The sequence below is a fragment of the Zunongwangia sp. HRR-M8 genome (assembly GCF_027594405.1).
GTDB lineage: Bacteria > Bacteroidota > Bacteroidia > Flavobacteriales > Flavobacteriaceae > Zunongwangia.
In genome coordinates this window covers 2,103,951-2,127,534 of the sequence record NZ_CP115161.1, presented here as the reverse complement: position 1 = coordinate 2,127,534, position 23,584 = coordinate 2,103,951, and the positions used below count along the sequence as shown (strand labels likewise).

26 protein-coding genes are annotated in these 23,584 nt (G+C 33.8%); 16 read left to right on the top strand and 10 right to left on the bottom strand.

The features are described 5' to 3' along the window. Nucleotides 1-39 precede the first annotated feature (39 nt). The 5 genes from PBT89_RS09230 (at nucleotide 40) to rfbD (ending at nucleotide 5,451) form a co-directional block, all read left to right on the top strand. Nucleotides 40-1,845 (top strand): hypothetical protein, encoded by a 1,806-nt coding sequence (locus PBT89_RS09230; RefSeq protein ID WP_270061642.1) that lies wholly within the window; start codon nucleotides 40-42, stop codon nucleotides 1,843-1,845. A 272-nt stretch (nucleotides 1,846-2,117) separates the two neighbouring features. After that, nucleotides 2,118-3,146: a dTDP-glucose 4,6-dehydratase gene (rfbB, locus tag PBT89_RS09225; protein WP_270061641.1), complete on the top strand. Its 1,029-nt coding sequence runs from the start codon at nucleotides 2,118-2,120 to the stop codon at nucleotides 3,144-3,146. Nucleotides 3,147-3,169: 23 nt separating this feature from the next. Further along, nucleotides 3,170-4,027: a glucose-1-phosphate thymidylyltransferase RfbA gene (rfbA, locus tag PBT89_RS09220; RefSeq protein WP_270061640.1), complete on the top strand. Its 858-nt coding sequence runs from the start codon at nucleotides 3,170-3,172 to the stop codon at nucleotides 4,025-4,027. Then, nucleotides 4,027-4,590 (top strand): dTDP-4-dehydrorhamnose 3,5-epimerase, encoded by a 564-nt coding sequence (rfbC, locus tag PBT89_RS09215; RefSeq protein WP_270061639.1) that lies wholly within the window; start codon nucleotides 4,027-4,029, stop codon nucleotides 4,588-4,590. Before rfbA ends, rfbC begins: the two co-directional genes overlap by 1 nt. A gap of 6 nt (nucleotides 4,591-4,596) precedes the next feature. Then, nucleotides 4,597-5,451 (top strand): dTDP-4-dehydrorhamnose reductase, encoded by an 855-nt coding sequence (gene rfbD / locus PBT89_RS09210; protein ID WP_270061638.1) that lies wholly within the window; start codon nucleotides 4,597-4,599, stop codon nucleotides 5,449-5,451. Nucleotides 5,452-5,528: 77 nt separating this feature from the next. Here the strand turns inward: rfbD and PBT89_RS09205 are convergent, their stop codons facing one another. From PBT89_RS09205 to PBT89_RS09190, 4 genes are all read right to left on the bottom strand, one after another. After that, nucleotides 5,529-6,263 (bottom strand): Bax inhibitor-1/YccA family protein, encoded by a 735-nt coding sequence (locus PBT89_RS09205; RefSeq protein ID WP_270061637.1) that lies wholly within the window; start codon nucleotides 6,261-6,263, stop codon nucleotides 5,529-5,531. A gap of 90 nt (nucleotides 6,264-6,353) precedes the next feature. Then, nucleotides 6,354-7,691: an adenylosuccinate lyase gene (gene purB, locus PBT89_RS09200; RefSeq protein WP_270061636.1), complete on the bottom strand. Its 1,338-nt coding sequence runs from the start codon at nucleotides 7,689-7,691 to the stop codon at nucleotides 6,354-6,356. 59 nt (nucleotides 7,692-7,750) lie between these two features. Continuing rightward, nucleotides 7,751-8,284, bottom strand: a complete 534-nt coding sequence (locus PBT89_RS09195) for a hypothetical protein (protein ID WP_270061635.1) — start codon at nucleotides 8,282-8,284, stop codon at nucleotides 7,751-7,753. Continuing rightward, nucleotides 8,284-8,970 (bottom strand): SIR2 family NAD-dependent protein deacylase, encoded by a 687-nt coding sequence (locus PBT89_RS09190; protein ID WP_270061634.1) that lies wholly within the window; start codon nucleotides 8,968-8,970, stop codon nucleotides 8,284-8,286. The genes PBT89_RS09195 and PBT89_RS09190 overlap by 1 nt, the downstream gene beginning before the upstream one ends. A 166-nt stretch (nucleotides 8,971-9,136) precedes the next feature. Between PBT89_RS09190 and PBT89_RS09185 the strand changes: the two genes are divergently transcribed. Then, nucleotides 9,137-9,790 (top strand): TrmH family RNA methyltransferase, encoded by a 654-nt coding sequence (locus tag PBT89_RS09185; protein WP_443089615.1) that lies wholly within the window; start codon nucleotides 9,137-9,139, stop codon nucleotides 9,788-9,790. 32 nt (nucleotides 9,791-9,822) lie between these two features. Next, nucleotides 9,823-10,350, top strand: coding sequence for an SRPBCC family protein (locus tag PBT89_RS09180; RefSeq protein WP_270061632.1), 528 nt, complete (start codon nucleotides 9,823-9,825; stop codon nucleotides 10,348-10,350). Nucleotides 10,351-10,353: 3 nt separating this feature from the next. Here the strand turns inward: PBT89_RS09180 and PBT89_RS09175 are convergent, their stop codons facing one another. From PBT89_RS09175 to rlmH, 4 genes are all read right to left on the bottom strand, one after another. After that, complete coding sequence (locus tag PBT89_RS09175) at nucleotides 10,354-11,118, bottom strand: carboxypeptidase-like regulatory domain-containing protein (protein WP_270061272.1); 765 nt, start codon at nucleotides 11,116-11,118, stop codon at nucleotides 10,354-10,356. Between the two features lie 66 nt (nucleotides 11,119-11,184). Continuing rightward, nucleotides 11,185-12,987, bottom strand: a complete 1,803-nt coding sequence (locus tag PBT89_RS09170; RefSeq protein WP_270061631.1) for a DEAD/DEAH box helicase — start codon at nucleotides 12,985-12,987, stop codon at nucleotides 11,185-11,187. A 72-nt stretch (nucleotides 12,988-13,059) separates the two neighbouring features. Continuing rightward, nucleotides 13,060-13,632 (bottom strand): non-canonical purine NTP diphosphatase, encoded by a 573-nt coding sequence (locus PBT89_RS09165; protein ID WP_270061274.1) that lies wholly within the window; start codon nucleotides 13,630-13,632, stop codon nucleotides 13,060-13,062. Between the two features lie 6 nt (nucleotides 13,633-13,638). Continuing rightward, nucleotides 13,639-14,112 carry a 23S rRNA (pseudouridine(1915)-N(3))-methyltransferase RlmH gene (gene rlmH, locus PBT89_RS09160; protein WP_270061275.1) on the bottom strand — a complete coding sequence of 158 codons (474 nt, stop codon included), beginning with the start codon at nucleotides 14,110-14,112 and terminating at the stop codon, nucleotides 13,639-13,641. Between the two features lie 51 nt (nucleotides 14,113-14,163). On the opposite strand from rlmH, the gene nadC reads away from it, so the two are divergent. From nadC to priA, 5 genes are all read left to right on the top strand, one after another. Beyond that, entirely contained in the window at nucleotides 14,164-15,021 is an 858-nt protein-coding gene (gene nadC, locus PBT89_RS09155; protein WP_270061630.1) for a carboxylating nicotinate-nucleotide diphosphorylase, read from the top strand. A 3-nt stretch (nucleotides 15,022-15,024) separates the two neighbouring features. Continuing rightward, a complete protein-coding gene (locus PBT89_RS09150; protein WP_270061629.1) occupies nucleotides 15,025-15,954 on the top strand; it encodes a YihY/virulence factor BrkB family protein in 930 nt (309 codons plus the stop codon). 29 nt (nucleotides 15,955-15,983) lie between these two features. Next, on the top strand, nucleotides 15,984-16,544 hold the full coding sequence (locus PBT89_RS09145; RefSeq protein WP_270061628.1) for a chalcone isomerase family protein: 561 nt from the start codon (nucleotides 15,984-15,986) through the stop codon (nucleotides 16,542-16,544). A gap of 6 nt (nucleotides 16,545-16,550) precedes the next feature. Further along, complete coding sequence (locus PBT89_RS09140) at nucleotides 16,551-16,982, top strand: DUF2147 domain-containing protein (protein WP_270061627.1); 432 nt, start codon at nucleotides 16,551-16,553, stop codon at nucleotides 16,980-16,982. Between the two features lie 82 nt (nucleotides 16,983-17,064). Beyond that, entirely contained in the window at nucleotides 17,065-19,518 is a 2,454-nt protein-coding gene (gene priA / locus PBT89_RS09135) for a replication restart helicase PriA (protein WP_270061626.1), read from the top strand. A 58-nt stretch (nucleotides 19,519-19,576) separates the two neighbouring features. Here priA and PBT89_RS09130 read toward each other — a convergent pair whose 3' ends face one another. Further along, nucleotides 19,577-20,218 carry a LytR/AlgR family response regulator transcription factor gene (locus PBT89_RS09130; RefSeq protein WP_443089593.1) on the bottom strand — a complete coding sequence of 214 codons (642 nt, stop codon included), beginning with the start codon at nucleotides 20,216-20,218 and terminating at the stop codon, nucleotides 19,577-19,579. Nucleotides 20,219-20,455: 237 nt separating this feature from the next. Between PBT89_RS09130 and rpsF the strand changes: the two genes are divergently transcribed. From rpsF to PBT89_RS09110, 4 genes are all read left to right on the top strand, one after another. Beyond that, nucleotides 20,456-20,794 (top strand): 30S ribosomal protein S6, encoded by a 339-nt coding sequence (gene rpsF / locus PBT89_RS09125; RefSeq protein WP_270061282.1) that lies wholly within the window; start codon nucleotides 20,456-20,458, stop codon nucleotides 20,792-20,794. Between the two features lie 2 nt (nucleotides 20,795-20,796). Next, entirely contained in the window at nucleotides 20,797-21,096 is a 300-nt protein-coding gene (gene rpsR / locus PBT89_RS09120) for a 30S ribosomal protein S18 (protein ID WP_270061283.1), read from the top strand. A gap of 12 nt (nucleotides 21,097-21,108) precedes the next feature. Then, nucleotides 21,109-21,558 carry a 50S ribosomal protein L9 gene (gene rplI, locus PBT89_RS09115; protein ID WP_270061284.1) on the top strand — a complete coding sequence of 150 codons (450 nt, stop codon included), beginning with the start codon at nucleotides 21,109-21,111 and terminating at the stop codon, nucleotides 21,556-21,558. 67 nt (nucleotides 21,559-21,625) lie between these two features. After that, complete coding sequence (locus PBT89_RS09110) at nucleotides 21,626-22,099, top strand: DUF6495 family protein (protein WP_270061624.1); 474 nt, start codon at nucleotides 21,626-21,628, stop codon at nucleotides 22,097-22,099. Between the two features lie 115 nt (nucleotides 22,100-22,214). Here the strand turns inward: PBT89_RS09110 and PBT89_RS09105 are convergent, their stop codons facing one another. Continuing rightward, on the bottom strand, nucleotides 22,215-23,456 hold the full coding sequence (locus PBT89_RS09105) for an ABC transporter permease (RefSeq protein WP_270061623.1): 1,242 nt from the start codon (nucleotides 23,454-23,456) through the stop codon (nucleotides 22,215-22,217). Between the last annotated feature and the right edge of the window lie 128 nt (nucleotides 23,457-23,584).

The window sequence follows — 23,584 nt, the reverse complement described above, 5'->3', positions numbered from 1 at the left end:
TAAAAATAAACAGGTTATAAAAGTATAAAGCGATATATAATGGAGAAATTTTACCCTGCTGAAAAGAATTTATTTTTTTCTGTTTTTTTGATTTTTATTCTAACAATTTTCACAAATACATCTGTAAATGCTCAGGTTGGTATAGGTACCACTAAACCTCACCCTTCAGCTGTTCTCGATATTCATAGTGAAAACGCTGGAGTTCTACTTCCGCAAATTTCATTAAAAGATTTGCAAGATCGCAATACAATTAATAATCCTGCAGAAGGATTGTTAATATACAATAAGCAAAAAAATGCTCAGAAGCATTTAAATAATAGTTTCTACATCTGGGATGGCGAAAAATGGGATCAAATTCAATCGCAGCGCGATGCAGATGAAATCAATAAAAGAATAGATAGTTTAAAATCGTCTTTTGGTGATGGATCTGGCGAAAGTTGGACTTTAAAAGGAAACGACTTAGGTTATGGAGGTACTTCAGATAAATTTTTGGGAAGCACTACTTATGCAGAACTCAATTTTAAAGTAAATAATGAGCCTATAGGAAAGTTTCACCCTAATGGAGGCGTGAGTTTGGGGCGGAAATCAATTATTGATGATGCTCAACGATCTTTTGCTTTAGGAGAAGAATCTGATGCCAGTGGTAATCAGGATGCTTTTGCTATAGGAACAAAGGCTAAGGCTAATACTAACAGATCTGTAGCATTAGGGTACAATTCTGAAACCAATCAAACTAATGCTTTTGCCCTAGGTGTAAACTCTAAAGCTGATGGAACTAGTTCTTACGCTATAGGAAATAATTCTTATGCTAGTGCGACCGATGCCTTTGCCGTAGGTACAGATGCTGTTGCAAGTGCAAGTGCTTCAATCGCGATTGGACAAAATAGTAAATCTTCCGATGTTTTTGCTTCTGCTTTCGGTGTAGGAGCTATTGCTTCCAATCAATTTAGTACCGCGATTGGTAATGAAGCCAATTCTTCAGGAATGCATGCCATGGCTGTTGGAGACAATTCAAGTGCTCAGGGAAGCAACTCCATTTCTTATGGTTATAAAGCCATTTCTAAAGGAACAAATTCAATCGCAATAGGATCTGAAGCAAAGGCAACTCAGCAATATTCTGTAGCTATTGGTTATGGTGCTCAAACTAAAAAGCAACATACAGTGGTAATAGGGAATGCGGGGTACGACGCTAACGGAAGTAAAAATGACTGGTATAAATCTAAAGTGGGAATAGGAACTTATGATCCTGCAGCAACCTTAGATGTAGATGGAAGTTTTAAATTAACTGATGGAAGCCAGGGGGCTGGTAAGGTACTTACTTCCGATGCTAATGGAAATGCAACATGGAAAGATCTAAACTCTAGTGGGGGAAATTCGGGAAGTTCAGGTAAAGTATATGCAGATTTATATAATAATAGTTCAGCAAGGCTTAATAATACAGGTCAACCATCTGTCGTGAAATTTGGCGTTAACTCACTTTCAAAAAATATTAAAATAGAACAAGACGGTATTCAGGTTAGTCAAGGTGGTATTTTTAAAGTAAATGCAACAATTACTTTAAATACAGAGGATGACGATGCCGAAGATACTGTATATGAATTTTATTTAGCAAAGTGGGGTAATAAAATAGCGGGGTCTTCTGTATATATTACGATCGATAGTGCAATTGATGATAATGAAAAATATACGGTAACCTTAAATAAACTAATAAAGTTACAACAGTGGGAACAAGTAGCTGTGTACGGTAGACAGGTAAATGTTGGTGGTCACGATCGTGATGCTTCAAAACTTTCATTAGTAAATGGCGCTTGTTCATTTACCTTAGAGAAGATAGATGAAATTTAAATTTTTCTAAGTTTTATAATAAATTCGAGCTCATTTCTATTAAGATTTGAGCTTTTTTATTAAATAATGTTTTTTAGTTTATAATTTTGACATTTAAGATTTTATTGAATTGAATAATAAATGAGAAGAATTAAAGGGACGTAAATAGATTATAGTGGTTTTTTGTCGCTTTTTTTTGTTTAATAGTCTAATTGTCAAAGTTTTTTAAACTTCATTAGAAATTTTTTGTTTAATTCAGTATAATTTTTAGCTACCATTAAAAACAGCAAACTATGGATAATATTTTAGTTACAGGTGGTTGTGGCTTTATAGGTTCAAATTTTATAATTCATTATCTAAAAAATAATTTAGATAGCGCTATCGTTAATTTAGATGCGTTAACCTATGCTGGGACTATTGATAATTTGAGTGAATTAAAAAATAACGATAGATATACATTTATTGAAGGCGATATATGCGATAGAGATTTAATAGAAAAAATCTTTCATCAATATAATATCAAAAATGTTATTCATTTAGCTGCCGAATCCCATGTAGATAATAGTATAGCAAATCCAGATGCATTTATGCAAACTAATATACTTGGTACATTTAATTTATTAGATGTTGCTAAAAATTACTGGATGATTTCTCCTGGAGTTTATAAAGAAGATTACAAAAATTCTAGATTTCATCATGTTTCTACAGATGAGGTTTATGGTACTTTAGGAGAAGAGGGATTATTCCATGAAACTACTGCCTATGCACCTAATAGTCCATATAGCGCTTCTAAAGCATCTTCAGACTTTATAGTAAGAAGTTATCATCATACTTATGGGATGAATGTGGTAACCACTAATTGTTCCAACAATTATGGGCCAAAGCAACACGACGAAAAACTTATACCTGTAATTATTAGAAAAGCCTTGGCGGGAGAAGAAATTCCCATATACGGTAATGGTAAGAATATAAGAGATTGGCTTTATGTTTTAGATCATTGTAAAGGGATTGAACTTGCTTTTAAAAAAGGTATCACTGGAGAAACCTACAACATAGGTGGTAGAAACGAACGAACAAATATTTATATTGCAGAGAAAATTTGTGAATTTTTAGATCATGAAATTCCGTGTGAATCTGGAAAAAGTTACAAAGATCAAATTTCGTACGTTACTGATCGCGCTGGGCATGATTACCGTTATGCAATAGATGCATCTAAAATTGAAAATGAGCTAGGTTGGATAGCAGATGAAAATTTTGAAAGTGGAATTGAATTAACCATAAATTGGTACTTAAATAAATATAGAAATATTCTCTCTAATTAATTCAATCAATATAATTATAATTTATGAAAGGAATAATATTAGCGGGGGGATCTGGAACAAGATTGCATCCTTGCACTATAGCCGTAAGTAAGCAATTAATGCCTATATATGACAAACCAATGATCTATTATCCACTTTCTACTTTAATGGAAGCTGGTATTCGTGAAATATTAATAATAAGCACACCGCACGATATGCCATTATTTAAAAAGTTACTGGGAGATGGAACTAAATATGGTTGTGTTTTTGAATATGCCGTCCAACCTAAACCAGAAGGTCTAGCTCAGGCTTTTTTAATTGGCGAAGATTTTATAGGTAAAGATAAAGTAGCATTGGTATTGGGCGATAATATATTCTATGGTTCAGGATTATCCAATTTATTACAAGCAAATAATGAACCCGATGGAGGAATCATTTATGCCTATCATGTAACAGATCCTGAAAGATACGGAGTTGTAGAATTTGATGATAATCAAATGGCAATTTCTATTGAAGAAAAGCCATCAATACCAAAATCGAATTATGCAGTACCTGGTATTTACTTTTACGACAATAATGTTATCGATATAGCTAAAAATATTAAACCTAGTAAGAGAGGGGAATTAGAAATAACTGATATAAATAAGGAATATCTTAATCGAGGAAAACTTAATGTTAGTATATTGGACCGCGGAACGGCCTGGCTAGATACAGGAACATTTAATTCTTTAATGCAGGCATCCCAATTTGTTCAAGTAATTGAAGAAAGACAAGGGTTAAAAGTTGGTGCTATCGAGGCTTCAGCTTTAAAAATGGGATATATCACAAAAGAGCAATTTGTGAGTTTAACTGAGCCCTTTCTTAAAAGTGGATACAGTAAAAATTTATTAGCGACAATTTAATGGAAGTAAAAAGAACTAGCATAGAAGGCTGTTTTGAAATCGAACCAAAAATAATTAAAGATGAAAGAGGATATTTCTATGAAAGTTTCAATAAAAATCTTTTTCAAAAAAAGACAGATGTAAATACAGAGTTTGTTCAAGATAACCAGTCTTTTTCTCAAAAAGGGGTTTTAAGAGGTTTACACATGCAAACCGGTAAATATGCTCAGGCAAAACTTGTTAGTGTTTTAAAAGGGAAAGTGTTAGATGTAGCAGTAGATTTACGTCCTAATAGCCCTACTTTTAGTAAAATATTTTCTTCAATCTTATCAGAGGAAAATAAAAAGCAACTATTTGTTCCACGTGGTTGTGCACATGGATTTGTGGTCCTCAGTGAAACCGCTCTTTTTTATTATAAATGTGATAACTTTTATAATAAGGAATCTGAAACTGGAATTATCTACAACGATCCGCAGTTGAGTATAGATTGGCAATTAGAGGATGATGAGCTTATTATTTCTGAAAAAGATAAAATGTTGCCAAGTTTCAATGAGTTTTTGGAACAGCTAAAAGCGACTATGTAAATTGGTATGGTAAGTATTTTAGTAACAGGCGCATCTGGCCAGTTAGGGCAGAGTATTAAAAAAATAAGCCTACGATTCCCTGAATTTCAATTTTATTTTAAAAGTTCAGCTGAGTTAAACATTACAGATGCTGAAAATGTTAAAAATACTTTTGCTGAAAACCGTTTTGATTACTGCATAAACTGTGCAGCTTATACAAAGGTAGATTTGGCAGAATCGGAAATGAAAAGCGCTAATTTGATAAATAATGAGGCAACTTCAATTTTGAGTGAATGGTGTAGGGAATTTAGAGTTACCTTAATTCATATTTCTACAGATTTTGTATTTCAAGGCATTCAAAACATTCCCTACAAAGAAGAAGATCAAACCAAGCCTCAGAGTGTTTATGGTACTACTAAATTAGCTGGAGAAGAAACTATTCAGAAGAAATTAGAGCAATATTTCATTATTCGCACTTCGTGGTTATATTCCGAATTTGGTCATAATTTCGTAAAATCTATGCTGAAGTACGGAAAAGAAAGAGAAAGCTTATCTGTAGTCTACGATCAACTAGGAACTCCTACTTATGCTGGAGATTTAGCCGAATTTATATTGAAAATAATAAGCTCTAAATCTAACCAATATGGACATTATCATTACAGCAATGAAGGTGTGGCTAGCTGGTATGATTTTGCATTCAATATTTTTAAAATTTCAGGAATTAACATAGGTTTAAAACCAATTCGATCTGAAGATTATCCAACTGCAGCAAAACGACCTTGCTATAGCGTTTTAGATAAGCGTAAAGCAAAGTCAACTTTCCAAATTCAAATTCCGCATTGGCAGGATTCTCTTATTAAAGCTTTGGAAGAACTCAACTAAAAGCTTCTAATCTGAGATTAAAATATAAAAAAAGCGCTTCGTAAATGAAGCGCTTTTTTATTGAATATAGAATTATTTTATCTTCTGTTTCCAAAAATACGAAGCATAAATAAAAACATATTTATAAAATCTAAATACAATGTAATTGCTCCCATTAAAGCAAGATTATGACCGATATCAGAATCTTCCATACCAGCACGATACATCCTTTTAATTTTTTGAGTATCATAGGCTGTTAAGCCAACAAAGATAAGGACACCAGCATAAGTTATTACCCAATATAGTATTTCGCTAAAAAAGAAAATATTTACAATCGAGGCGATAATAATACCAATCAAAGCCATAAAGCAAAGATTACCGATACTTGTAAGATCTCTTTTGGTGAAATAGCCATAAGCACTCATTGCACCAAAAGTTCCTGCAGTAACAAAAAATGTGGTAGCAATAGAGGCAGAGGTAAATAGCAATAGAATAAATGATAATGTTATTCCGTTTAAAACTGAGTATAAAATAAATAATGAAGTTGCCGTTGTGGTAGATAGTTTTTGAATATTAGAGCCTATGTAACCTACCAATACAACCTCACCTATTAACAACCCGTAAAATACCAGTTTATTAGAGAAAATTAAGTTCATCAATTGTTCGCTACTTGCAGCGAAATAAGCAGTAACACCAGTTATTAGGAGTGCTAGGGCCATCCAATTGAATACCTTATTGATATAGGCTGTTCTTCCTTGTTTTAACTGAGAATCAGAATGAATTGCTTGATCTTCAGAGTGTATTGTGTTTGTGATTTGAGAATCTGAACTCATAAATTTAAATTTCTATTTTGTTGTAAAATTATAGATTTCCATTACTCAAAAATTGAGTATTTCACTTTTTATTCAATCTTTTTTTAAAGATTAAATTCCGGTATAATTTTGCGGAGTTATTTTTTTAAGTTCCTCCTTAATATGTGGTTCTACTTCCAGAGTTTCAATAAAATTTGCGATGCTTGTTTTGTTTATTTTCTCGTTAGTTCTGGTAAGCCCTTTTAAAGTTTCATAAGGATTCTTGAAACCTTCACGTCTTAAAATGGTTTGAATTGCTTCAGCTACAACGGCCCAATTTGCTTCAAGATCGGCGTTCAGCTTTTCTTCATTCAGCAATAATTTATTTAAACCTTTTAGAGTAGATTTAAAAGCAATAATCGTATGTCCTATAGGAACCCCAATATTTCTTAAAACAGTACTATCTGTAAGGTCTCTTTGCAATCTGCTAACCGGTAATTTAGAAGATAAATGTTCGAATAATACATTTGCAATTCCTAAATTGCCTTCGCTATTTTCAAAATCTATAGGGTTTACTTTATGTGGCATAGCAGAACTTCCAATTTCTCCTGCTTTGATTTTTTGCTTAAAATAATCCATGGAAACATACGTCCAAATGTCTTTATCAAGATCCAATAAAATCGTATTTATACGTTTTAAAGCATCGAAAATAGCGGCCATATGGTCGTAATGTTCAATTTGTGTAGTTGGGAAAGAATGCTTTAAAGACAACGTATTTTCTACGAAACCGGTACCAAACTTTTTCCAGTCAACTTCAGGGTAAGCAACAAAATGTGCATTATAATTTCCGGTAGCACCACCAAATTTGGCTGCATGGCTACACGCTTCTAAAAGTTGCTTTTGTTCTTTTAAGCGAACAGTGAAAACTTCTATTTCTTTACCAAGACGAGTAGGGGATGCGGGCTGCCCGTGTGTACGAGCTAATAATGGAATATCTTTCCACTCTTTGCTAAGCGATTTTAATTTACCCAAAATTTCATCTAATTCTGGAATATAGGTTTCTTCGATTGCATCTTTTAAAGAAAGTGGTACCGCGGTATTATTAATATCTTGAGAAGTAAGCCCAAAATGTATAAATTCTTTTGAATTTTCTAATCCTAATTTTTCAAATTCTTCTTTCAGAAAATATTCGACAGCTTTTACATCGTGATTGGTCGTATTTTCTATTTCTTTGATGGCTTGCGCATCTTGAGAAGAAAAGTTTTCGTACAAAGCTCTAAGCTCAGGAAAAATTGCCTCATCTACGTCTTTTAACTGCGGAAGCGGTAATTTGCATAGCGCAATAAAATATTCAACCTCTACTTTTACACGATATTTTATAAGCGCTTCTTCACTAAAATAAGCCGATAAAGCTTTAGTTTTAGAATGATATCTTCCATCTATAGGAGAAATTGCGTTTAGCGATGTCATTTTCTGAATTTAAAAAGTTAAAGTGTAAAGATAGTGCTTCAAAATTATCTGTGAAGCGACTATTTTAATTTCTTTAAAATTTTTGCACCACAAGACTTAAATCCAGCTGAGCCTTGATGTAAATGCTGCTCCAAATAGGCTTTTAATTCGGGATGAATCCAATCAATTTCAAAACCTAATAAGAACAAAGCCTGCATCGCAAAAATCTTTGTGACGGTTTTACTATTGCCCAGTAACCAATCGAATGATACTTCACAAGCGCTTTCTAAATATTGCTGCGGAAGTGAGAAATCATTATTCAAATACTGAAATTCGAAAATTTTGACGAATAATTTTGAAATATATCGCTTTTCGGTTTCAGAGCTAATTTTGGTGGAAACTTCAATAATCTCTTCGGAAAAATTTAAAATTTCAGCTAAATGATTTCTCGAATAAAATTCTAATAAAGCTATTCCTTTTGGACGATATTTATTCGAATATTGAATTACCTGAATTAATTGAAATAGTGAATTATCAATAGCAATCTTTTTGCATAAAGCTGATCGACTCTCAACACTTAGTGTCATGTGTTCAAGTTCAGCTTTAATATTCATCAATTAAATTTTTCTCGAAGTTCTTTTGCCAGCTTCGGCACCCCAGTAACGGCTTTTTCAGCGAATATAGTTAGATGGTTATTTTCCTGAATACTAGGCTTAGGATCGATAAAATACACAGGTGTTTTTGGTTGAGCAAAATCGACAAGACCTGCAGCTGGATAGACCTGCATCGAAGTTCCGATTATTGCAATAATATCGGCATGGGAAACTTTTTGTATTGCTTTTTCCATCATTGGGACCGCCTCTCCAAACCATACTACATGCGGTCGTAACTGAAAATTATGTTCGCAGAAATCACCAATATTAAGATCTCCCTTCCAATCTAATAGCAGATCTTCATCAAAAGTACTTCTTACTTTCAATAATTCGCCATGTAGATGCAAAACATTAGAACTGCCGGCTCTTTCATGAAGATCATCAATATTCTGCGTTATAATTTCAACATTAAAATCCTTCTCTAATTCAGCTAATACAAGATGAGCTTCATTTGGTTGAACGCTAAGTAATTGCCTTCTTCGCTTATTATAAAAATCGAGAACCAATTCTTTATTTTTTTTCCAACCCATTGGCGAGGCTACTTGCATCACATCGTGGCCTTCCCAAAGGCCATCTTCGTCTCTAAAAGTTTTTATACCGCTTTCGGCGCTAATTCCTGCTCCCGTAAGCACAACTAGATTTTTCATGAAATAAAAATAAAAAAAGTAATCAAATTAGCGGTTATAAAATGTTGATCGCTAAAAAGGATATAATTGTTTGTTTTATAGATAATTGCCGCCTTAACAAAACAAACTATATTTTTAAATATTTATGTCATTCTTTTATAAGCCCAAATTTTATATTTTTGGAGTGATGGAAAACCCTGCTCTGCTTACGTATTTAGAAGATTTTCTTACCGATCGTAGAAAATCTCTTATGAAAAAAGTTATTGATCAACGAACTAATCATATAACAGTAGCCACTCAAGATGTTTTTCAATTGCATAATACAAGCGCGGTAATTAGAAGTTGTGATGTTTTTGGGATACAAAACGCGCATGTTATAGAAGAAAAATTTCCCAAGCGTATCGATCGTGAAATTGCAATGGGAGCGCAAAAATGGGTAACAATAAATCGTCATTCTTCAGCAAAAGAATGTATTTCGCATCTACGCGCTAATGGTTATCAGATCGTTGCTACCAGTCCGCATTCTGATTCCTTCCATTTAAAAGATTTTGATATTAGTAAAAAATCGGCTTTATTTTTTGGAACTGAGCGGCATGGATTGTCTGATGAAATTATGGCAGCTGCAGATTGTACTTTGAAAATACCAATGTATGGTTTTACGGAAAGTTTGAATATTTCGGTTTCCGCAGCTATTATTCTACAAACTTTAGCTGAAAGAATGAGAGCGGAAGGCGTAAAATGGGAATTAACAGAAGAAGAAAAAAGCGATTTGAAGCTAGAATGGCTAAAAAATAATTTGAAGAACAGTGCCGAGCTAATTTCTCATTTTTATTCGAAATAACTTTAAAGTTTAATAAATAGCAACCTATAAGAATGACGCTTTTTTTCTACGTCGCCATTGCTTTGATCACCTTTGTGGCCTTTTTGCACGCTTGGTCTAAGAAAGATTATGATGTAAGTAGAACCATTGTTATTAATCGACCTAAGGCAAATGTTTATGCTTTTATACGCCATTTGGAAAATCAAAAACTCTGGAACTCCTGGTATCTAAAATCAGAAAATATTACAACTAAATTTAAAGGTACAGACGGAAAATTAAATGCTATCTGTTACTGGAAAGGGAACGATAAAATAGGAGAGGGTACACAAAAAATTACAAAGATAAAGCCCGGAAAAGTTTTAGAAACTAAAATTTTGCTTTTAAAACCCACAAAAGCTGTGGCGCTGGGTTATTTTGCCACCAAAGAAATTCAACCAGAAAGAACTAAAATAATTTTCGGGATAAGAGGATATTTAGCTTTTCCGTATTCTGTTATATCAATATTCTACAGTATGGAAAATCGCTTAGGTAAAGAATGTGAAGAAAGTTTACAAAACTTAAAACGAGAATTAGAAAAATAATATCTAATTTTTATTTCGCTGAAGTAATTTATACTCTTCCCAACAACCACTTATTGCATCAAGAATCTGCAAATCTGTAGCGGTTCTTACAAAATCTTCAGAGTAACTACATCTACTTAATACCTCTTCAATTTCAGCTCTGCTCATTTGTAGCATTGCGGTGAGCGTTTCACGGTTGTACTTAGATCCTAAAAGTTCACGAATACTTTCGTCATCCTTCATTTTTCTAAGTTTGCGCATCTGGCGCTCTTTTCGGCTAAACAGATTATTTAAAGCATCAGCAGGATTAAAGATAGATCCTATAACTTTATTAAATGCACTAGGAGAAGAATCCCCGGCCTCGTATCCACTGTTAAGGCCGGAAATGCTATATCTCTTATTTTCGTAAATAGGTATGTTCTTAGCATCAATTTCAAGATAGCCTGTAAGTTTTACATCACTCACAGTAACTTCTTCTAAAGCGATACCTACTTCAGTCATTTTTACTTTTACATTGCCGTATTTCAACCAATCGTTTGTAACTCTAACTTTGATTGATTTAAAACCAATATAGGTAAAATATAAAGTATCATTTACAGTTGCCGCAATCTCAAAAGATCCATTTTCATCTGAAATATTTCCTTTAACCTGGTTTAAGTTCACCACATGAACATTCTCCAAAGCCACATCGTTAGCGGCATTCATCACGGTTCCTGAAATAACATCCTGAGCACTTGCAATTTGGCAAGTGAAAATAACTGTAAATAATAATGTAACTAAATGCTTCATAGAAATTGACGCCTAAAATATGAAAATCATTATAAAAAATGATGCCAAATCAAAGATTAGGAATTCTTATTTTTTAGATTTTCTTCTTTTAATTGAACTTTCTATATTATTACCACGACTTCCTGATCGTTTACTTTTCTTTCCTTTAAAACCAGAGTCTTTAGAGTCATTTGATCTTGATCTGCCTTTTCCGCCAGATTTAAAATCTCGTTTTCCAAAACTACCGTCACCGCCTTTACGACCTTTACGACCGCGACCGCCTTTACCGCCACCACTATTGGAGTTTTTGGTAATTTCAACATTAATTCTTCTTCCCTGATATTCGAAATCGCTAAAAGCATTGATAACTTTATCAGTTTCAGAATTTTCAGTATTAAAGAAAGAGAAGCTGTCTTTTACATCTACTTTAAAAACACCATCTTTACCTAACTGCAAGGCATCTTTAAGAAAATCCTTAAGACTCATCCAATCAAATCCATCTTTCTTACCAACATTCATAAAATATCGGGTGGAGTTTGGATCTAGATCTACGTTGGATCCACCACTAACAGGAGCAAGATCATTCGCCTTTTTATAGTAATTAGAGAATCTTGTAAATTCTACTGAAAAGAATTTTTTAATAAGTTCTTCTTTACTGAAATCTTCCAGTACTTTATTGATATTAGGCAGATATTCATCAATATCATGATTAATTTCTGTATTCTTAATATCATTTGCAAGATGAAGAAGCTGTACTTTACAAATATCTTTACCATCTGGTAGTTGCTTTTCATCAAAAGATTGTTTGATGATACGCTCGATACTTTTAATTTTTCTAAGCTCACTTTTAGAAACAATCACCATCGATGTTCCTGTTTTACCAGCACGTCCTGTACGACCACTACGGTGCGTATAGGTTTCAACCTCGTCTGGTAACTGGTAATTTATAACGTGAGTAATGTCGTCTACATCAATCCCTCGTGCAGCTACATCTGTAGCAACTAACATTTGGATTTGGCGAGTTCTAAAAGATTTCATTACCAAATCACGTTGATTCTGACTCAAATCTCCGTGTAGTGCAGCAGCGCTATAACCGTCTTCGATTAATCGTTCGGCTACTTTTTGCGTGTCACGTTTGGTACGACAAAATATTACTGAAAAAATCTCTGGATTAGCATCTGCTAATCTTTTAAGTGCCGCGTAACGATCTCTGGCATTTACCAAATAAAACTCATGAGATACATTTGTTGCTCCCATATTTTTACTACCAACGGTAACTTCGATAGGAGAACGCATAAACTTTTTTGCAATTGTAGCCACTTCCTTTGGCATCGTTGCAGAGAATAACCAGGTGTTTTTCTCTTTTGGAGTATGAGATAAGATAGAAGTTATATCTTCATAAAATCCCATATTCAACATTTCATCTGCTTCATCTAAAACGCAATACTCGATTTTAGAAATATCGGTAAGCTTACGTCTAATCATATCTTGCATTCTCCCGGGAGTTGCAACGATAATTTGGGCTCCGCGCTCTATTTGCCTCGCTTGGTCTGTAATACTAGCACCTCCATAAACGGCTACCGGATGTAGCGAAGGCTCGTATTTAGAATAATTTTTTAATTCGTTCGTAATTTGCAAGCATAATTCTCTTGTAGGAGATAAAATTAATGCCTGTGTGTGCTTTGATTTTGGATTGATTTTCTGAATCAAAGGGAAACCAAAAGCTGCCGTCTTTCCTGTCCCGGTCTGGGCTAAGGCAACCATATCGGTCTCTTCGTCTAATAAAATGGGGATGGTTTTTTCCTGTACTTCACTTGGACTTTCAAAGCCCATGTCTTCAATTGCTTTTAAAATAGAGGAATTTAAACCTAATTCTTGGAATTTATTCATTATAAAATTTAATAAGCTGCAAATGTACGTATTAGTTTACAGCTTATCACATTAATCTTTTTAATTCATACTTTATTTTGATAGGTAGTCTATTAACTCGCTAAAAGCTTTTCCACGATGACTAATTTTAGCTTTTTCTTGCATTTCCATTTCTGCAAATGTGCGATCATAGCCTTCGGGTCTAAAAACTGGATCATATCCAAATCCTTTTGCACCGCTAGCAGTTTCTGTAATGTGTCCTTTACAAATGCCTGTAAAAAGATTTTCGTTATCTTTTAAATTTAAAGCAATAACTGTTTTAAAACGTGCCTTTCTAGATTCTTTGTTTTCAAGTTGCTCTAACAATTTCTTTATGTTAGCTTTATCGTCTTTTTGTTCACCGGCATATCTTGCCGAATATACTCCTGGCGCACCAGCCAACGCTTCAACTTCTAGACCTGTATCATCGGCAAAGCAGTTGTAACCGTAACGATGCCTAACATATTCAGCTTTCAAAATGGCATTTCCATCTATGGTATCGGCAGTTTCAGCAATATCTTCAGTACATCCTATATCATCTAAAGATAATAATGTGATATGCTCAGGAAGCATGGCTTCAATTTCTTTAAATTTATTCTTATTGTGCGTTGCAAATACTAATTCCATTGTTAATTATCTATGATGATAAGGTTCGTTTTTAAGTATGGTAAATCCTCGGTAAATTTGTTCAGTAATAAAAAGTCGTACCATTTGGTGGGAAAATGTCATTTTCGATAAAGAGATTTTACCATTGGCGCGTTGGTATATTGCTTCAGAGAATCCATAAGGCCCGCCAATAACAAAAATGAGTTGTTTAAGACCGCTATTCATTCTTTTCTGAAGATATTCTGAAAAAGCTTCCGAAGAAAATTGTTTTCCGTTTTCATCCAATAATACTAAAAAATCTGAAGTTTGAACTCTATTCAGAATCAATTCTCCTTCTTTTACTTTTTGCTGATTTTCGTCAAGATTCTTTGCTTTTTTGAGATCGGGAATAATATCGATGTCAAACTTCGTATAAAACTGAAGCCGTTTTAGATAGACCTCTATAAGGTTTTGTAATTCCTTACTATCGGTTTTTCCTATGCAGAGTAATTTTATCGTCATTCGGTATATTTAGCGCAGACTTTCCTACATTTACAAAAATAAGTATTGCAAATGATCTCAGCAGCACAATTTGAAAAAGAAATTGAATTAATAATTAGCAATGCCATTCGTGAAGATGTTGGCGATGGCGATCATAGTTCTCTTGCTTGCATTCCGGCAGAAGCACAAGGAAAAGCGAAACTACTGGTTAAAGATAATGGCATTCTTGCCGGTGTAGATTTTGCCAAAAAAGTCTTTGCTTATGTTGATGCTGAAGCGAAATTAGATATTAAAATAAAGGATGGTGAGAAAGTAAAAAAGGGAGATATTGCATTTTATGTTGAAGCAAGTTCGCAGTCTATTTTGAAAGCGGAGCGGCTTATTTTAAATGCGATGCAACGAATGAGTGCTATTGCAACCAAAACGAAAGAATTTGTAGATAAGCTGGAAGGTACCGGAACAAAAATTTTGGATACCAGAAAGACAACACCGGGCATTAGAGCTTTAGAAAAATGGGCGGTTAAAATAGGCGGAGGTGAAAACCACCGTTTTGCGTTGTACGACATGATTATGCTTAAAGATAATCATATTGATTTTGCAGGAGGAATTGCAAAAGCCATACAGAAAACAAAAAGGTATCTGGAAACGAACAATCTTGACCTTAAAATTATCGTAGAAGCCAGAGATATGCAGGAAATTGAAGAAATTTTAAATGAAGGCGGAGTTTATCGAATTTTGATTGATAATTTTAATTATGATGAGACCAAAAAAGCAGTCAATTTTATAAGTAATCAATGCTTAACAGAATCTAGTGGCGGAATTACTTTGGAAACTGCAAGAAAATATGCTGAATGTGGCGTAGATTATATTTCTAGTGGTGCTTTAACACATTCGGTTTATAATATGGATCTTAGCTTAAAAGCTATGTAATGTATGTCTATAGGAGAGCAGATTACAGCTAAAGTAGATGATATTTCAAATTGGTGGGAGAGAAAATCGAGTAAAATCATTTTGCCGGGTACAGATGGTTTATCGCTTTATCACCTTTGGGATATTTATTCTAGCGGAATTGTACAGGGCACGTTTTCAACACGAGCTAGTGCTATTGCTTTTAGTTTTTTTATGGCTCTTTTCCCTTTCTTATTGTTTATTTTTAACCTTATTCCTTATGTAGAAGAAATTAATCTAATAGATGATTTTAGGATTAAGTTTTTACTATTTATGGATTCTTTATTGCCGCCAGAAACTCAAGACTATGTTGGTGATATTTTTGCAGATATAGCTAATAATCCGCGTGGTGGATTGTTGTCATTTTCATTTATATTATCGATTTTTTTAATGACAAATGGCGTAAATGCAATTTTTACGGGATTCGAATTTTCGTATCATACCAAACTAAAAAGATCTTTAGTTAAGCAATATATAGTTGCGATTGGGGTGTCATTAATTTTGGCATTTCTTTTGCTAATTACTGTTATAGTAATGGTATACGCTACTTATGCGATAGAAGATTTAAGCGAATATGGATTAATTGCAAACAATGAGTCGGGCACTGTCGTTGTAAAATATTTGGCTTTTGTAGTGCTTATTTATATTGCGGTCGCCACTTTATATTACTTCGGAACTAAAGAAGCAAGGCAGGCAAGATTTTTTTCAGTAGGAGCATTTTTTACTACAATTCTAATTATGTTAACCTCATTTTTATTTGGATTATACATTGAAAATTTTTCAAATTATAACGAATTGTACGGTTCTATTGGAGCATTGTTAATATTAATGGTGTATATTTGGTTAAATGCTAATATTCTTCTATTGGGGTTCGAGCTTAATGCCTCTTTACTAAAATTGAAGAAAAAATTTTAAAATATTATTTAACTTAATAATACAGAAAAATGAAAAAGTACGTTTTACTTTTGGTTGCCGTATGCTCATTAACAGTAATGAGTGCACAAAAAAAAGTGGGTGGTGTAGAATTACCGGCTAAGGTTGAATTTAAAGGAGAAACTCTTAATTTAAATGGAGCGGGAGTTCGAGAAAAATTTTGGATCGATTTATATGCGGGTGGACTTTATTTAACAGATAAAAATAGTGATGCCGAAAAAATAACGAATGCAGATAAGCCGATGGCTATAAAACTGCATATCGTATCCAAATTAATTACAAGTGATAAAATGATCGACGCGGTAAACGAAGGTTTTGAAAATGCCACCGAAGGAAAAACAGCGCCCATCGAAGCTGAAATAAAAAGATTTCAAGGCTTTTTTAGTGATGAGATTAAGAAAAACGATGTGTTTGACTTAGTTTACATTCCTGGTGAAGGTGTGATCTCTTACAAAAACGGCAAAGAAAAAGGAACTATTAAAGGAATTGCTTTCAAAAAAGCGTTGTTCGGAATCTGGCTTTCTAAAAAACCAGCAGAAGACGATCTTAAAGAAGCAATGTTAGGACAATAAAAAAACATGAAGAAATATATTCTATTTTCCGTATTAATTTGGGCTTTTGGAGCCAATCTAAACGCACAAGAAGGCATTTTTGGAAAATGGAAATGTACTAATCATGATGGTAAAGTGAATTCTATTGTAAGAATTTATCAGAAAGATGATGGTGAAGTCTGCGGCAAGGTAGTGAGAATACTCAAAGAAGAAGATCGCGATAAGATTTGTACCGAATGCGAAGGAGATCTAAAAGACAAACCAATTGAAGGCTTACAGCTTATGCATGGTCTGCACAAGGACGGCGATGAATATTCTGGAGGAGAAATTATAAATCCCAAATCAGGTAAAGTTTATAAAGTAAAAATTTGGGTTGATGAAGACCAACCAGATAAACTTAATGTTCGCGGTTATGTAGCTTTCTTTTTTAAAACAATGACTTGGGATCGGGCAGAATAACTCAAAAAATTAAAAAAACTTTAAAACCATTCTTTAATCGAGAATGGTTTTTATTTTTACCTTTTTTAGATAAGTATAGCGTATGCCAAACTTTGTAGACGTCATTTTACCTTTACCCTTAGATAATAGGTTTACCTACAGCATTTCTAATGAAGAAGCTTTTTTTTTACAGGAAGGAATTCGAGTAGCCGTACCATTTGGGAAATCTAAAATCTACACAGGAATTATTGCCGAAGTGCATGATCGAGACCCTAAAGTTTACGAGGCAAAACCTATTAGTCAGATTTTGGATGAGCAACCACTCTCAACTCAGCAACAGTTGAAATTTTGGAGTTGGATAGCGTCTTATTATATGTGTACTGAAGGCGAAGTTATGCGAGCTGCCCTTCCTGGAGCTTTTATTTTAGAAAGTGAAAGTATAGTTCAGCTTAAAAAAGACGCTATAATTGACGATTCTGAGCTTAAGGATGATGAATTTTTGGTGGTCGAAGCATTGCAAAATCAGTCTTCTTTAAAGATTAAAGAGGTTGAAGCCTTGTTAGATAAGAAAACGGTGTTGCCCGTTCTTAACCGCTTAATGGCTAAAGATATCGTAGTGCTTAGTCAGGAAATCTATGAGCAATATAAACCGAAACGAGTTCGATATATAAAACTACACGAAAATCACGAATCTGAAGATGCTATGCACGCGCTGTTAGATGAATTATCTAGAGCGCACAAACAACGAGAAGTCGTTTTAAGTTATTTTAGCCTAAAAGCGAAAAGCACTAAACCAATTAAGGCAAAAGAATTGCTGAAAATTTCAGGAACAACTTCTTCAGTTTTAAAAAGTCTATTGAAGAAAAATATTTTTCAGGAATATTACATCAACGAAGATCGTGTAGGTTTTGGTGGTGAAATTACTAGAAATCACATTCAATTTAACGAATTTCAGGAGAAAGCTTTTGGGCAAATCAAGGCATCATTTGAAGAAAAGACTGTTTGTTTATTGCACGGAGTAACCTCTAGCGGAAAAACAGAAATTTATTTTAAATTAATAGAAGAAGTTCTTAATAAAGGACAACAGGCACTTTATTTGTTGCCAGAGATTGCACTTACCACACAACTTATAAATCGTTTACAAGCATACTTTGGTGATAAAGTTTTGGTTTATCACAGTAAATATTCGATGAACGAGAGGGTAGAGGTTTACCAAAATGTATTGAATGCAACAGATGATGCTAAAGTAGTAATTGGTGCGAGATCGGCTATTTTTCTTCCGTTTCAAAAATTGGGCATAATTGTAGTAGATGAAGAACATGAAGCTACTTTTAAGCAATATGATCCCGCTCCTCGTTATCATGCAAGAGATGCTGCTATAGTTTTAGCCAATCAGTTCAAGGCAAAAACTTTGTTGGGCTCTGCTACGCCATCATTAGAATCTTATTTTAATGCTGAGCATGATAAATATGGTTTTGCTGAATTATCAAGACGATTTGGAAATGTGATGATGCCGGAAATTGAGATCGTTGATATTAAAGAGAAACATCGAAAAAAACGGATGACCGGGCATTTCTCTGATCGCCTACTCAAAGAAATAGAAGCGTCCCTGGCTGAAGGAGAGCAAGTAATTTTATTTCAGAATAGAAGGGGTTTTTCACCAATATTAGAATGCAATACCTGCGGACATTCGCCGCAATGCCCAAATTGTGATGTAAGCTTAACGTATCATAGTCACACCAATCAATTAAGATGCCATTATTGTGGTTATCACATCGCCATGCAGCAGCGTTGTATGGCCTGTCACAGTGATGATGTTTCCACTAAAGGTTTTGGAACGGAACAGATCGAAACAGAATTGAAAGCTTTGTTCCCTGATCATAAGATAGGTAGAATGGATCAGGATTCTACCAGCGGAAAATACGGTTATGAAAAAATTATTACTGCCTTCGAAGATTTAGAGATCGATATTTTGGTTGGAACACAAATGCTTACCAAGGGATTAGATTTTAGAAATGTAAATCTGGTAGGAGTGATGAATGCCGATAATCTTCTTAATTTTCCTGATTTTAGAGCTCACGAGCGGAGTTTTCAATTAATGCTTCAGGTCTCGGGAAGGGCAGGTAGAACAAAAAAACGTGGGAAGGTATTAATACAAAGTTATAATCCTCATCATCAAATTATACAGCAAGTTTCTACAAACGATTATACGAGCATGTATAAAGAACAGTTGCAGGAGCGTTATAATTACAAATATCCACCTTATTATAGATTAGTGCGTTTAAGTTTAAAGTCTCGTGATTTTAGCAAAACCAATGATGCTGCCGATTGGATTGCAAAAGCTATGCAAAATGTGTTTAAACAACATGTATTAGGCCCCGAGTTTCCACCAGTAGCAAGAATTCGAAATGAATATTATAAAAATATCATGCTTAAAATTCCACAAAATCAATCTTTGGGAAAAACGAAAGCAGTTTTAAATAAGATCCTTGTAAGCTTTAATTCAATAGGTGCGTATCGAAGCGTGAGAGTTATTGTAAATGTTGACCCAGTTTAAGTGTCGAATTGTATGAGCTTTCAACAATATCTAAAAAAAAAGAGAAGAGTTAAAATTACTAAGCTTTACTAGCTAAAGCTTCTACCAAGTTATTTTTCTTATGGCGGCTTAATGGTAATTTTTCACCAGCAATTTCTATGGTCTTGCTATTATAACGTTCTACTTTTTCTAAGTTCACAATATAGGATTTGTGCGTTCTTAAAAATTTCTCTGAAGGTAATTCTTTCTCAAAAGACTTCATTGTAGCCAGTACTACAAAATTATCTTCTTCGGTAACAAATTTTACATAGTCACCAAGAGCCTGTATATATTTTAAACGATTTAGAAATACTTTACGATTTTTAAGATTGCTTTTTACAAAAATATAGTCATCATCCTCAGGGAGTACAGCCTGTGTTTTTAGCTTATACATATTTAAAGCTTTCATAGTGGCGTTTTTAAAGCGCTCCTTACTAACAGGCTTTTGTAAGTAGTCTACTGCACTATAATCAAAAGCTTTATAGGCGTATTTGGTTTTGCCGGTAACAAAAACAATTTGTGGTTTATTAGGGAGGTCGTCAAGAAGCTCAAAACCAGACAAGATTGGCATTTCTATATCTAAAAATATTAGATCGATCTCATTGTCTAAAAGGCCATTCTTAGTTTCGATAGCATTATTGTACTCTGCCACCAAAGTAAGGTTAGGGTGATCCTTTATCATCTTAACAATAGATAATCTTTGAAGACTTGAATCATCCACCACTGCACACTTTAACAAAATATCTTCCACAGTTCTTTGTTGCTATTACTTTTAACAATATTATGGATTAAAATTGAAATAGACAAGATTGGATTAAATTTCATCGATGAAAAGCCTATTTTTAACTAGTTAAATTTTGCTTGTGAATTATAAAAAATAGTTCTATTTTTGCAGCCAATTTTAATAAAATATATTTTTATGAATCATTATGAAACTGTTTTCATCTTGAATCCCGTTTTATCTGATGAGCAGATAAAGGAAACAGTTAAGAAATACGAAGAATTTCTTGTTTCTAAAGGAGCTGAGATGGTATCAAAAGAGGATTGGGGGCTAAAAAAATTAGCTTACGCAATTCAGCACAAAAAAAGTGGTTTTTATCACTTATTTGAATTTAAAGCACCAGGAGAGGTAATCGAACCTTTAGAGCTTGCTTTTAGAAGAGATGAGCGTATGATGCGTTATTTAACTGTGAAGTTGGATAAGCATGCTATTGCCTGGGCTGAGAAAAGAAGAAAAAGAATCCAAGAAAAAGCGTAAGTATGGCTACATCTATTGAACAACAAGCAAAAGGAAAAAAAGACGGTGAGATTAGATATCTTACTCCTCTTAATATAGAAACTACTAAAACTAAAAAGTACTGTAGATTTAAAAGATCGGGTATTAAATACATCGATTATAAAGATCCAAACTTTTTAATGAGTTTTGTAAACGAACAAGGTAAATTACTTCCTCGTCGTTTAACAGGTACTTCTTTAAAATACCAAAGAAAAGTGGCTGTTGCTGTTAAACGTGCACGTCATTTAGCATTAATGCCATACGTTGGTGATTTATTAAAATAAAAAGAAGCAATTATGGAATTGATACTTAAAAAAGACGTAGATAATTTAGGGTTTAAAGACGATGTCGTAGCTGTGAAAAATGGTTATGGTCGTAACTTTTTAATCCCACAAGGCTTCGCAGAATTAGCAACTCCATCAGCTAAGAAAGTTTTAGCTGAAACTCTTAAACAAAGAGCTTATAAAGAGCAAAAACATATCGACGAAGCTAAGAAACAAGCTGAGAAGCTTAACGGAGTTGATATCAAAATTACTGCTAAATCTGGTGCTGGAGACAAATTGTTTGGATCTATCACTAATGCAGATTTAGCTGATGCTTTAGCTAAAGAAGGTGTTGAGATCGACAAAAAATACATCAGTATTGCTGGTGGAAATATTAAAAGATTAGGACAATACGATGCAACTTTACGTTTTCATCGTGAGGTAATTTCTACACTATCATTTGATGTTGTAGGAGAAGCTTAAGAAACCTATATAATTTTTAAAAAGCCTACTCTGTGAGTGGGCTTTTTTTATAGTTACATTTTTTATTATGAAATACGCAAGACTTACAAAAGAGCAGCTGGAAGAAATGCACCAAGAATTTATCAATTTTCTTGCTACGCAATCTATCACAGCCGATGAGTGGAAAGATATAAAAACTAATAAACCTGATGTTGCTGAAAAAGAAATTGATGTTTTTAGTGACCTTATCTGGGAAGGCGTTTTAAATAAAGTTGAGTTTTTAGAGCATTTTTCAAAACAGCAATTGTTTTTATTTCATATAACTACAGCTACCATTAACTTAATAGCGGTCAAAATTGAAAATGAAGCAATTGATATTACCACGCGAGAGGGATACAATTGGCTTAGAGCTAATTTGATGGATGATGCTGTAAATATTTATACTTCAACTAAAGCGATGAGTGATGATCGTAATAAGGATATTTTTGCATTAATAAAACAAGGAGCGAGTATTACAAAAGGTGAATTATACCAATATTTTGCTGGTATCGTAAAAGGTTAATTTTGATTTTTCGGAAAAATAGTGCGTGTAATGTCAAGCGTTAATAGGGCTTGACTATACTTGATATTTGAATGTATTCTTTTCCGAAGAAAGATTAAGATATTTTATTTTCTCTCTATTCGTATCTAAGCGATTCTATAGGATCTTGTTTCGATGCTTTGATCGCTGGATACAAACCAGAAAATAATGCGGTAAGAAGCGTTACCACCACTGCCCATAGCATCGCCAACCACGGCGTTGTAAAATCGAAACCTACTCCGGCTGAAACTGCCATACCAATCAAGATTCCTAAGATTATGCCCAAAACACCACCAAACTGACCAATAATTAAAGTCTCCATAAAAAATTGGGCGGCAATTGTATTTTTCTTTGCGCCAAGTGCTTTACGAACACCAATTTCGCGAGTTCTTTCGGTAACACTAACCAGCATTATGTTCATTAGCGCGATAGAAGATCCAAATATGGTTACCAGGCTAATAATCCATGCTGCCATGTTTAAATAGCCAGACATTTCTGCGATTTCGTTTAGCAGGCTATCGCTTCTTTCTAGCCCAAAATTATTTGGTTCTATTGGATTTAATTTTCTAATATTTCTAAAGGTTAAGATAGCTTCATCCTGTGCAGCATCTAAAACTTGTTTGTCTTCAACTTTAATACTAAGGTTATAATTAATCCCGGGATTAGTGAATATAGATCTAGCATGCTGAATGGGTATAAGTACTCTTAAATCTTCATTATTACCAAATGTAGATCCTTTAGATTCTAATATCCCAATAATTTTAAATTTTGCACCTCTAACGCTTATGGTTTTGTCGATAGGATCTGCACCATTAAAAAGTCCGTTATCTTTAGCAAAATCTGCTCCTACTACGGCTACATTACTATTATTCTGAATATCAAAATAGTTAAATTCTCGCCCTTTTTCGACTGAAAGCCCCGAATTGATTATGTAATTTTCGTTAACTCCCAGTACATTTATTTCAGGATCTGTTTTTTCGTTTTCCCATTTAATTTCCGCAGCAGTGGTTCCGGTGAAGCTAATCGCAGTAGTGGTAAGAGGAAATTGGTAATTATCCTTAAAGCTTTTAACTTCCCTATAGGTAATCACTGGATTTATTTTATTTACTTCGTCGCCGCGTTGCGAAGTATAATTATAGCGCTGAATATTAAATGTATTAGCGCCCATAGAGGCAAAATTTCCACTAATGGTATTCTCTAAAGCACCAACGGCACTAAGTATTCCTACCAAAGCCGTTATCCCTATGGCGATAATGAGTACAGTTAGAATGGTTCTTAAAAGTTGACCCTTAATCGAATCGAAAGCGATATTGATGTTCTCGCGTATGAGTGCAAACATATTTTGAAATTTCAGTCACTATAAGTTAGACTCAATTTTAGGAATAATGTTACTTAAAATTTGAAAATTGTTTAGGTTCGAACAAAATTTAAGATATTTGCAGCCGATAAAATGGTCTGCAAAGCAAA

Excerpts from the sequence above, each read along its gene's own strand:
- PBT89_RS09230 (WP_270061642.1), top strand. The coding sequence starts at position 40 with ATGGAGAAATTTTACCCTGCTGAAAAGAATTTATTTTTTTCTGTTTTT.
- rfbB (WP_270061641.1), top strand. The coding sequence starts at position 2,118 with ATGGATAATATTTTAGTTACAGGTGGTTGTGGCTTTATAGGTTCAAAT.
- rfbA (WP_270061640.1), top strand. The coding sequence starts at position 3,170 with ATGAAAGGAATAATATTAGCGGGGGGATCTGGAACAAGATTGCATCCT.
- rfbC (WP_270061639.1), top strand. The coding sequence starts at position 4,027 with ATGGAAGTAAAAAGAACTAGCATAGAAGGCTGTTTTGAAATCGAACCA.
- rfbD (WP_270061638.1), top strand. The coding sequence starts at position 4,597 with ATGGTAAGTATTTTAGTAACAGGCGCATCTGGCCAGTTAGGGCAGAGT.
- PBT89_RS09205 (WP_270061637.1), bottom strand. The coding sequence starts at position 6,263 with ATGAGTTCAGATTCTCAAATCACAAACACAATACACTCTGAAGATCAA.
- purB (WP_270061636.1), bottom strand. The coding sequence starts at position 7,691 with ATGACATCGCTAAACGCAATTTCTCCTATAGATGGAAGATATCATTCT.
- PBT89_RS09195 (WP_270061635.1), bottom strand. The coding sequence starts at position 8,284 with ATGAATATTAAAGCTGAACTTGAACACATGACACTAAGTGTTGAGAGT.
- PBT89_RS09190 (WP_270061634.1), bottom strand. The coding sequence starts at position 8,970 with ATGAAAAATCTAGTTGTGCTTACGGGAGCAGGAATTAGCGCCGAAAGC.
- PBT89_RS09185 (WP_443089615.1), top strand. The coding sequence starts at position 9,137 with ATGGAAAACCCTGCTCTGCTTACGTATTTAGAAGATTTTCTTACCGAT.
- PBT89_RS09180 (WP_270061632.1), top strand. The coding sequence starts at position 9,823 with ATGACGCTTTTTTTCTACGTCGCCATTGCTTTGATCACCTTTGTGGCC.
- PBT89_RS09175 (WP_270061272.1), bottom strand. The coding sequence starts at position 11,118 with ATGAAGCATTTAGTTACATTATTATTTACAGTTATTTTCACTTGCCAA.
- PBT89_RS09170 (WP_270061631.1), bottom strand. The coding sequence starts at position 12,987 with ATGAATAAATTCCAAGAATTAGGTTTAAATTCCTCTATTTTAAAAGCA.
- PBT89_RS09165 (WP_270061274.1), bottom strand. The coding sequence starts at position 13,632 with ATGGAATTAGTATTTGCAACGCACAATAAGAATAAATTTAAAGAAATT.
- rlmH (WP_270061275.1), bottom strand. The coding sequence starts at position 14,112 with ATGACGATAAAATTACTCTGCATAGGAAAAACCGATAGTAAGGAATTA.
- nadC (WP_270061630.1), top strand. The coding sequence starts at position 14,164 with ATGATCTCAGCAGCACAATTTGAAAAAGAAATTGAATTAATAATTAGC.
- PBT89_RS09150 (WP_270061629.1), top strand. The coding sequence starts at position 15,025 with ATGTCTATAGGAGAGCAGATTACAGCTAAAGTAGATGATATTTCAAAT.
- PBT89_RS09145 (WP_270061628.1), top strand. The coding sequence starts at position 15,984 with ATGAAAAAGTACGTTTTACTTTTGGTTGCCGTATGCTCATTAACAGTA.
- PBT89_RS09140 (WP_270061627.1), top strand. The coding sequence starts at position 16,551 with ATGAAGAAATATATTCTATTTTCCGTATTAATTTGGGCTTTTGGAGCC.
- priA (WP_270061626.1), top strand. The coding sequence starts at position 17,065 with ATGCCAAACTTTGTAGACGTCATTTTACCTTTACCCTTAGATAATAGG.
- PBT89_RS09130 (WP_443089593.1), bottom strand. The coding sequence starts at position 20,218 with ATGATAAAGGATCACCCTAACCTTACTTTGGTGGCAGAGTACAATAAT.
- rpsF (WP_270061282.1), top strand. The coding sequence starts at position 20,456 with ATGAATCATTATGAAACTGTTTTCATCTTGAATCCCGTTTTATCTGAT.
- rpsR (WP_270061283.1), top strand. The coding sequence starts at position 20,797 with ATGGCTACATCTATTGAACAACAAGCAAAAGGAAAAAAAGACGGTGAG.
- rplI (WP_270061284.1), top strand. The coding sequence starts at position 21,109 with ATGGAATTGATACTTAAAAAAGACGTAGATAATTTAGGGTTTAAAGAC.
- PBT89_RS09110 (WP_270061624.1), top strand. The coding sequence starts at position 21,626 with ATGAAATACGCAAGACTTACAAAAGAGCAGCTGGAAGAAATGCACCAA.
- PBT89_RS09105 (WP_270061623.1), bottom strand. The coding sequence starts at position 23,456 with ATGTTTGCACTCATACGCGAGAACATCAATATCGCTTTCGATTCGATT.